Source organism: Methanobacterium sp. BAmetb5 (genome assembly GCF_003491305.1).
Lineage (GTDB): Archaea > Methanobacteriota > Methanobacteria > Methanobacteriales > Methanobacteriaceae > Methanobacterium.
In genome coordinates, this window is the sequence record NZ_CP022706.1 from 2,160,001 (window position 1) to 2,167,500 (window position 7,500).

Annotated in this window: 7 protein-coding genes (1 of these 7 only partly in view); 5 read left to right on the forward strand and 2 right to left on the reverse strand. The window is 44.9% G+C overall.

Annotated elements, in window-relative coordinates; genetic code table 11:
* Positions 1 to 108, reverse strand: the start of a protein-coding gene (locus CIT02_RS10780; RefSeq protein WP_292612362.1) for a trans-aconitate 2-methyltransferase. It extends 606 nt beyond the left edge of the window; the window shows 108 of its 714 coding nt (coding positions 1–108); its start codon is at positions 106 to 108; the stop codon falls past the left edge of the window.
* 104 nt (positions 109 to 212) lie between these two features.
* Between CIT02_RS10780 and CIT02_RS10785 the strand changes: the two genes are divergently transcribed.
* The 3 genes from CIT02_RS10785 to CIT02_RS10795 all read left to right on the forward strand — a co-directional run bounded on the left by CIT02_RS10785 (position 213) and on the right by CIT02_RS10795 (position 2,098).
* Positions 213 to 911, forward strand: coding sequence for a glycerophosphodiester phosphodiesterase family protein (locus tag CIT02_RS10785; RefSeq protein ID WP_292612364.1), 699 nt, complete (start codon positions 213 to 215; stop codon positions 909 to 911).
* Between the two features lie 226 nt (positions 912 to 1,137).
* The gene (locus CIT02_RS10790; RefSeq protein WP_292612366.1) at positions 1,138 to 1,392 is read left to right on the forward strand and encodes a hypothetical protein; all 255 of its coding nucleotides are present in this window, start codon (positions 1,138 to 1,140) and stop codon (positions 1,390 to 1,392) included.
* A 250-nt stretch (positions 1,393 to 1,642) separates the two neighbouring features.
* On the forward strand, positions 1,643 to 2,098 hold the full coding sequence (locus CIT02_RS10795; RefSeq protein WP_292612368.1) for a deoxyuridine 5'-triphosphate nucleotidohydrolase: 456 nt from the start codon (positions 1,643 to 1,645) through the stop codon (positions 2,096 to 2,098).
* A 134-nt stretch (positions 2,099 to 2,232) separates the two neighbouring features.
* Here the strand turns inward: CIT02_RS10795 and acs are convergent, their stop codons facing one another.
* Positions 2,233 to 4,185 carry an acetate--CoA ligase gene (gene acs, locus CIT02_RS10800; RefSeq protein WP_292614974.1) on the reverse strand — a complete coding sequence of 651 codons (1,953 nt, stop codon included), beginning with the start codon at positions 4,183 to 4,185 and terminating at the stop codon, positions 2,233 to 2,235.
* Positions 4,186 to 4,419: 234 nt separating this feature from the next.
* On the opposite strand from acs, the gene CIT02_RS10805 reads away from it, so the two are divergent.
* Positions 4,420 to 6,012, forward strand: a complete 1,593-nt coding sequence (locus tag CIT02_RS10805; protein ID WP_292612370.1) for a thiamine pyrophosphate-binding protein — start codon at positions 4,420 to 4,422, stop codon at positions 6,010 to 6,012.
* A 33-nt stretch (positions 6,013 to 6,045) separates the two neighbouring features.
* Positions 6,046 to 7,398, forward strand: coding sequence for a B12-binding domain-containing radical SAM protein (locus tag CIT02_RS10810; protein WP_292612372.1), 1,353 nt, complete (start codon positions 6,046 to 6,048; stop codon positions 7,396 to 7,398).
* Positions 7,399 to 7,500 lie beyond the last annotated feature (102 nt).

Below are 7,500 nucleotides of genomic sequence, written 5' to 3' on the forward strand. Positions count from 1 at the left end.
TGGGATTATGGTTTGTATAAGCTGGTCAAATTCCTCGGCTTCCTCTTCAAAATGATTTTGAACCTTTTTCATCTCATCACCATAAGTTTTGTTAATTATAATGATCAAGAGTGTTTTGTTTTATGAATCAGTTAAATTTTTAGGGGATATTTCCGTTAATATCCAGTTGGTCCCTATTGACTTTAGTGTTATGGGGGACATATTAAGTCCACATGAAGATCATTGCTCACCGTGGTGCCTCTTCTCTTTTACCAGAAAACACCCTTCTTTCCCTGGAACATGCCCTGGATATGGGAGTAGATATGGTGGAAGTTGATGTTCGTCAGTCCAGGGATGGAGAGATAGTAGTTTTCCATGACCCTACTCTAGACCGCACCACCAACGGTACAGGGAGGGTTAAGGATAAAACACTGTTAGAGTTGAAAAAATTAGATGCAGGTCAGGGAGAGAGAATACCCCTCTTAAGCGAAGTTTTAAGACGTGCAAAATCTAAATTGGATGAATCGAATAAAGTTCACCCCATTTTAATCGTTGAAATTAAAGAACCCGGAATTGAAAGAATGGTTCTGGATATCATTAAACAGGAAAAAATGGTAAAAAATGTTATTGTGGCTTCATTTTATCATCATGTTTCCCTGAATCTCAAATCAATGGATGGAAAATTGAAGACAGGGATAATATTCATAGGTCAACCAATTCATCCTGAAAAAATGGCTATTGATGCCCGGGCAGAGTACATGTTACCATTTCATAGTTATCTGGGCAAAAAAATGGTTTTAAACGCACATAAACATAATATTAGGGTTTATACGGGGGTGGTGGACACAGGGAGGGATATGAAATCTGTTTCAAGAATGGGTGTGGATGGGGTGGTAACCAACAAGTTACTAGCTATGAGTAAAAACTACTAACTTCATTGTTCAACTTCAAACTGTTGATAAGAATAGGGTACAATTTTAATAAATCCTAAAACTGCAGGGGATATTCATTCTAAAAAAGATAATATCTGCAGGGGATAAGGTAACATGTAAAAACAAATCTGCTGTTTTAGGGGCAGTAATTAAATATCATCGTAAAAATTGTGATTTAACTGTTTATCATCTCTTGAAAGTTGGGGGTTGTGGTCCCGGGGATCCAGTGGAAGTGGCAGGATGGGAGGGAAAGGTTAATAAGATCCTCCTTGATCTTGACATGGTTATTGTAGAGGTAGCAGCGCCAGAAGATGTATTCGAATTTTCCCAGATAAAAAAACCAAAAATAGGATCTGCATTTGCTCTTAATGGTTCAAAGAAAAATCCCTGCCAGGTCATGACTGTGGGACGCACCTACCATTATCTTTCTTTTCCGTTCAGTAATATCCCCCCCTACCGGGAGACAGTGGATCACCTATAATTCAGGGAAATGCCGTAGTGGGTATTCTGGCATCTGTTTTCTTTAACAATGCTGCAGGTATAGCTGTTTCACTGGAAAAATTTACACCTAATGAATAAAAAAATGTAAAAGGGGCTTATTATACTAATTTCCCAATACATTATTATTTAGATTAGGGGGATCCAATTTAATTTAATATCCAAATTATCAAATAAAAAAACATAGTTTCTAAATGGATGGATAACCCTTCAATATTACAGGAGAATTACTCATGTTAGGTGAAAAAGAACTCGTAAAATTATTCCCTGAATTTGCTGAACTGGTGCAGCCCTCGGGAATTGACCTGAGGGTGGACGAAGTTTTCCTCCAGAAAGGACCAGGATCTTTAATTGACAATGAAAAGAACCTCCCTGAACTGGAAAAACTGGAACCACCAATCTACACTCTAGAGCCCAAGACAGCTTACAGTGTGACCATCGACCGGAAAATAAAAATCCCCAAGGGTTACTCCATGCTTTACTTACCCCGATCCACCCTGCTGCGTTCCTTTGTAAGCATCCACACTGCAGTGGGTGACCCTGGCTTCTACGGTACACTGCAGTTTCTACTGGTGAACCAGGGAGAGCACCCTTTCACCATTAAACAAGGTGAAAGAATCGCCCAAGGGGTGGTTTTCCCGGTAGAAGGATCCGGGGAGTACAATGGCAGTTACCAGGAAGAAGAATAAATAAAGAAAGGGGCTGGGATAACCTGGTTTCCCCTTTTTCTTTAATTAACTAATTTTTACTCTTATTTTTTATTAATCCCTCAAATCTCTTTTAATCTAATCTACACTTAATATTTATAGGATCAAGTCATGTTTTAAACTGCATTATCCAGTTCATCCACTGCTTCGGGGTTGGCCAGGGTACTTATATCTCCCACATCATCTCCTTTGACCTTGGCTTTGATCACCCGGCGCATGATCTTCCCGGAACGGGTTTTGGGGAGATCTTTAACGAAATTAACACAGGCCGGACTGGCCACCGGGCCAATTTCCTGGCGAACATGTTCCCGTAGGTGGTGTTTCATACGGGGGCTGGGTTTGAAGTCTTCCTTAAGGATGATGAAACTGCAGATCTCCTCTCCCTTAATTGGGTCTGGTTTTCCCACTACCGCAGCTTCCGCCACAGAATCATAGCTCACCAGGGCAGATTCCACTTCAGCCGTGCTAATCCTGTGTCCAGCAACATTTAGAACGTCATCTTCCCTTCCCTGTATCCAGAAATATCCCTCTTCATCAACCCGGGCCACATCCCCACTGAGATACATCCCTGGGAACTTGCTCCAGTAGGCATCCACGTAGCGTTCCGGGTCATGGTACAGGGTGCGGAACATGGCTGGCCAGGGAGTTTTAATAACCAGATGACCACCACCTTCCCGTACGGATTTCCCCTCATCATCCACCACATCGGCCTGTACTGTGGGGAAGGGCTTAACTGTGGACCCTGGTTTAAGGGAAGTGATGGGTAGGGGAGTTATAAGGTGCATCCCAGTTTCTGTCTGCCACCAGGTATCCATTATGGGGCACTGCCGGTTCCCAATGTGTTTATGATACCAGATCCAGGCCTCGGGATTTATAGGTTCACCTACGCTTCCCAGGAGCCTGAGAGATGTTAGATCATGTTTCTGGGGCCATTTCTCCCCGTACTTCATGAACATGCGGATGGTGGTGGGGGCGGTGTAGAATACATTCACCCCATACTCCTCGATTATCTGCCACAAACGGTCGGCTTCCGGGTAATCCGGAGCACCTTCATACATCACCGAGGTGGCACCCATTAAGAGAGGGGCGTAGACTATGTAACTGTGACCGGTGATCCAGCCAATATCTGCGGCACACCACCATATATCTTCATCCTTCAGATCAAAAACCAGTTTCAGGGTGGTGTAGACACCAACGGCATAACCTCCGTGGACGTGAAGTACTCCTTTGGGCTTTCCAGTGGTTCCGGAGGTGTATAAAATAAACAGGGGGTCTTCGGCATCCATCACTTCTGTTGGAGATACAGTTTCCTGGCCCTGTATCACGTCATCCCACCATAGGTCCCGCCCAGTTTTCATCTCTACCGGACATTCAGCATGGCGAACCACAATGAGTTTTTCCAGGGAAGGGATATCATCTAAGACTTGATCCACATTCTCTTTAAGGGGTATAACTTTTCCCCGGCGATAAAAACCATCCACGGTGATAGCCACTTTCACCTGGGCATCGTTGGCCCTTTCACGGAATGCTTTGGCCCAGAACCCTGAGAAAACCACACTGTGCACCGCTCCGATCTTGGCACAGGCCAGCATGGCAATGGGTAACTCCAGTATCATGGGCAGGTAAATAGCTACACGATCCCCTTTACCAACACCCAGACCTCGCAGGGCATTGGCCATCTGGTTAACCTTCCGGTAAAGATCATGGTAGGTTAACTTCTTAACCTGGCCCAGTTCACCTTCCCATATATAGGCTACCTTGTTTTTACGCCAGGATCCTACGTGACGGTCCAGGGCGTTGTGCACTATGTTAAATTTACCCTCACCAAACCATTCTGCATGGGGAGGATCCCATTTTAAGACCTCTTTATAGGGCTGGAACCATTCCAGCTCCCGGGCCAGTTCATCCCAGAACCATTCCGGGTCATCACACCCCCGCTGGAGCAGTTCATCATAATCCTTTATGCCGTAGCGTTCCATCCATCTGTGGATATTACTATTTTCTGCTAAATCCTTCCCCGGTGGGAACAACCTGCCCTCATGGAGTAAGGCTTCTAATCCGCTGGAAATATCAAACCCTCCTCTAAACCCCTATTGTATGTATGTAATTTCATTTTGCAATGGAGTTAATCCACTGTAACATTTTTTTGTCCTTAACTTTTATCCTAATTAACACTCTTAATTATGTTAGTCCACGGTCATAAATTTTTTTTCAAGGTAGAATAGGGGGCCAGTGGGCTCTGGGAAACTGTACCTCCTCCTTGGGGAATATTTAATTATAGTGGAAACACTCATAATCTAATCATGGAAGCTCTTAAGATTACATTGGCCGATGCCCTGGTTAAAATACTGGAGAAACAACAGGTTGAATTCATCTTCGGTTACCCCGGGGAACAAATTCTCCCCTTTTACCAGGCGCTCCAAGAATCCACCATAAAACATATTTTAACCCGCCACGAACAGGGTGCAGTCCACGCTGCTGATGGATATGCAAGAGCATCACACCATATGGGGGTTTGTGTTGCCACCGCAGGACCCGGAGCATTAAACATGGTAATGGGCGTGGCTACAGCTTACAAGGACTCTGTACCATTGTTGGTAATCACTGGAGATGTTCCCCTGCAATTAAAGGGTGAAAATGTATTCCAGGATGTGGATCTCAACTCAGTTTTCAGTCCCATCACCCTCCAGAGCCACCTGGTAACCGATCCGGAAGAAGGGATTATCATCACCCTAAAGGCGATTTTAGACCTCAAAACTGGTAAACCCGGCCCAATTCACCTTAACTTCCCTAAAAATATTCTCCAGGAAGAGATTGATCCACTTCTACTGGAAATGGAGGTGGAAACAGGTCGGGAAACTGATTGGGGTGCGGTTGACAGGATCAGGATGATGGTGGAAAGTTCTCAGAAACCACTGATCCTAGCTGGGACCGGGGTGATATGGTCCGGTGCAACCCGGGATCTTCAAAACTTCGCTGAAAAAAACCAGATCCCGGTGGCCACTACCTACCCTGCCCGGGGAGTCACCAGTGAAGAACATCCCCTTTCTTTAGGATTGATTGGATTGAGAGGTACAGAAGCAGCTAACTTTGCCGGGAAAAGTTCAGACTTGATATTGGCCTTAGGATGCCGATTATCCGAAAGGACCCGGAAGGGGCTGGGATCAGGAACTCTAATTCAGGTGAACCTGGATGAAGGAGTTTTAAGGGGTGATGTGAATGTATCTGGTGATGTTAAAGAATTCCTGGAGAAAATCAAAGAATCAAGCCCAGATAACACTGATAAATGGTTAGAAGAAATACAGTCCTATGGGAAAACTCACGAGGTGGAAACTGACTTTAAAGAAATTCCCCTAAAACCACAAAGGGCAATAAAGGAGATTTTAGATGCCATGGGGGATTCAATCCTGGTCAATGATGCCGGAAGCCATACCACCTGGGTTAACTTGCTCCTTAAAGCCAGAGAACCATCTTCACTCATATTTTCTGGTGGATTTGGGCCTATGGGTTATGGAATCCCCGCTGCAGTGGGAGTAAGCCTGGCACGTCCCTATAAAAACGTGGTGATCGTGGTGGGTGACGGGGGATTACAGATGAACAGCCAGGAACTGGCCACCATTGCTGAACTGGATCTGCCCATTACCATCTGCCTCTTAAACAACCAGTCCCTGGGAATAATCCGGCAGTGGCAGGACTTATATTACTCAGGATCATTCCAAGTGGAACTGGAAAACCCTGATTTTGTGAAACTGGCCGAAGCATACCATATAAAGGCTTTAATGGTGGATTCTCCTGGTGATGTTTTTGTTGCTGTGCAGAAGGCAGTAAAACTTAATAAACCAGTACTTATAGAGATAAAAATTAATGAAAATGAAGACATCCCCCTCCCTGGTTGAATTATTGGAATATTTACATTTTCAGGTGATTAAATGAAGGTACTTCTTATTAACCCCCCATATTTCAATTCAAAATACAAATTCATAGGTTTAGTAGCCCCGCCACTGGGTATTGCTTATATAGCTGCAGTTTTGGAACAAAATGATATTGCTGTGGAGATCATTGATGCTGCTGCCCTGGAAATGAGCTGGGAAACTCTGGAAGCGGAGATCAGAAGGGTATCTCCCCAGTTGGTGGCGGTAACTGCCCTCACTCCCACCATTGGCCAGGCCCTACAGACTGCAGAACTGGCCAAGAAAACCTGTCCCCCGGCCACAGTGGTTATGGGAGGATATCATCCCACCTTTAACTACCAGGAAATGCTGGAAAAGGATTACGTCGATATAGTAGTGATGGGTGAAGGGGAATACACCCTCCTGGAACTGGTGCAAACACTGGAGGAAGGAGGCGACCTTAAAAATGTTAAAGGAATTGCCTACCAGGATGTGGTAACACCCCCAAGACCTCTCATTGAAGACCTTGATGAACTACCATTCCCTGCCCGTCATCTGTTGCCCATGGACCACTACAAGATACTGAACATGAAACTGCACACTGCCACCCTAATATCTGGCAGGGGATGTCCCATGCAATGTTCATTCTGTGCTTCGGCAGCCCTGCATGGTAATAAACTGCGAATGAGATCTGCCCAGAATGTGGTGGATGAAATGGAACACCTCATCAATGACCATGACGCGGGCATGATCGCCTTCATGGATGACACCTTCACTCTGAAACCAAGCCGGGTGGCTGAAATCTGTGACGAGATAATAAAAAGGGATCTAGACACTTATTGGGGATGTACAGCGCGGGCAGACACCCTTTCGGATGAACTACTCCAGAAACTCAGTGATTCTGGTTGCATCACTCTATTTTTAGGAGTGGAATCTGCAGACCAGCAGCAACTGGACCGGGTTAACAAGCAGATAACCATTGACAAGATCCGCCAGGCCTTTAAACTCTCTCGGGAAAACGACATACGCACCATAGCCTCCGTGGTTTTGGGAATGCCGGGAGACACTAAGGACAGCATAGAACGAACTATCAAATTCGTCCGGGAACTGAACCCTTCCTACGCTCTTTTCTCCCTGGCCACACCCTACCCTGGAACCAGATTTTACCAGGAAGCAGTCCAAGACAATCTTATTAAGGTTAAGGACTGGTCCAAATACACCCTCCTTTCCCCAGTTCTGGAGACAGTAGACTGTTCCTTGGATGAGCTTAAAAAGATGCAAAAAAAGGCGTTCCGACAATTCTACCTTCGACCGGTTTATCTCATGAAACAGGTCCGAATGGATGGTCCCATACTTCTAAAGACGGTAGCTGCCATGATCAAAGAAGTTTAAAGTAGTAATAATACTTTAAACTAATTCTCATAACTGATGGGAATTCAGATCAGCTGTCACATTTATATAGAAGTTCAGTATATCATATCTTTGAATAACTTT

Bases quoted from the DNA above. Each gene is read 5' to 3' on its own strand.
- CIT02_RS10810 (WP_292612372.1), top strand. From the start codon at position 6,046: ATGAAGGTACTTCTTATTAACCCCCCATATTTCAATTCAAAATACAAA.
- CIT02_RS10805 (WP_292612370.1), top strand. From the start codon at position 4,420: ATGGAAGCTCTTAAGATTACATTGGCCGATGCCCTGGTTAAAATACTG.
- CIT02_RS10785 (WP_292612364.1), top strand. From the start codon at position 213: ATGAAGATCATTGCTCACCGTGGTGCCTCTTCTCTTTTACCAGAAAAC.
- CIT02_RS10795 (WP_292612368.1), top strand. From the start codon at position 1,643: ATGTTAGGTGAAAAAGAACTCGTAAAATTATTCCCTGAATTTGCTGAA.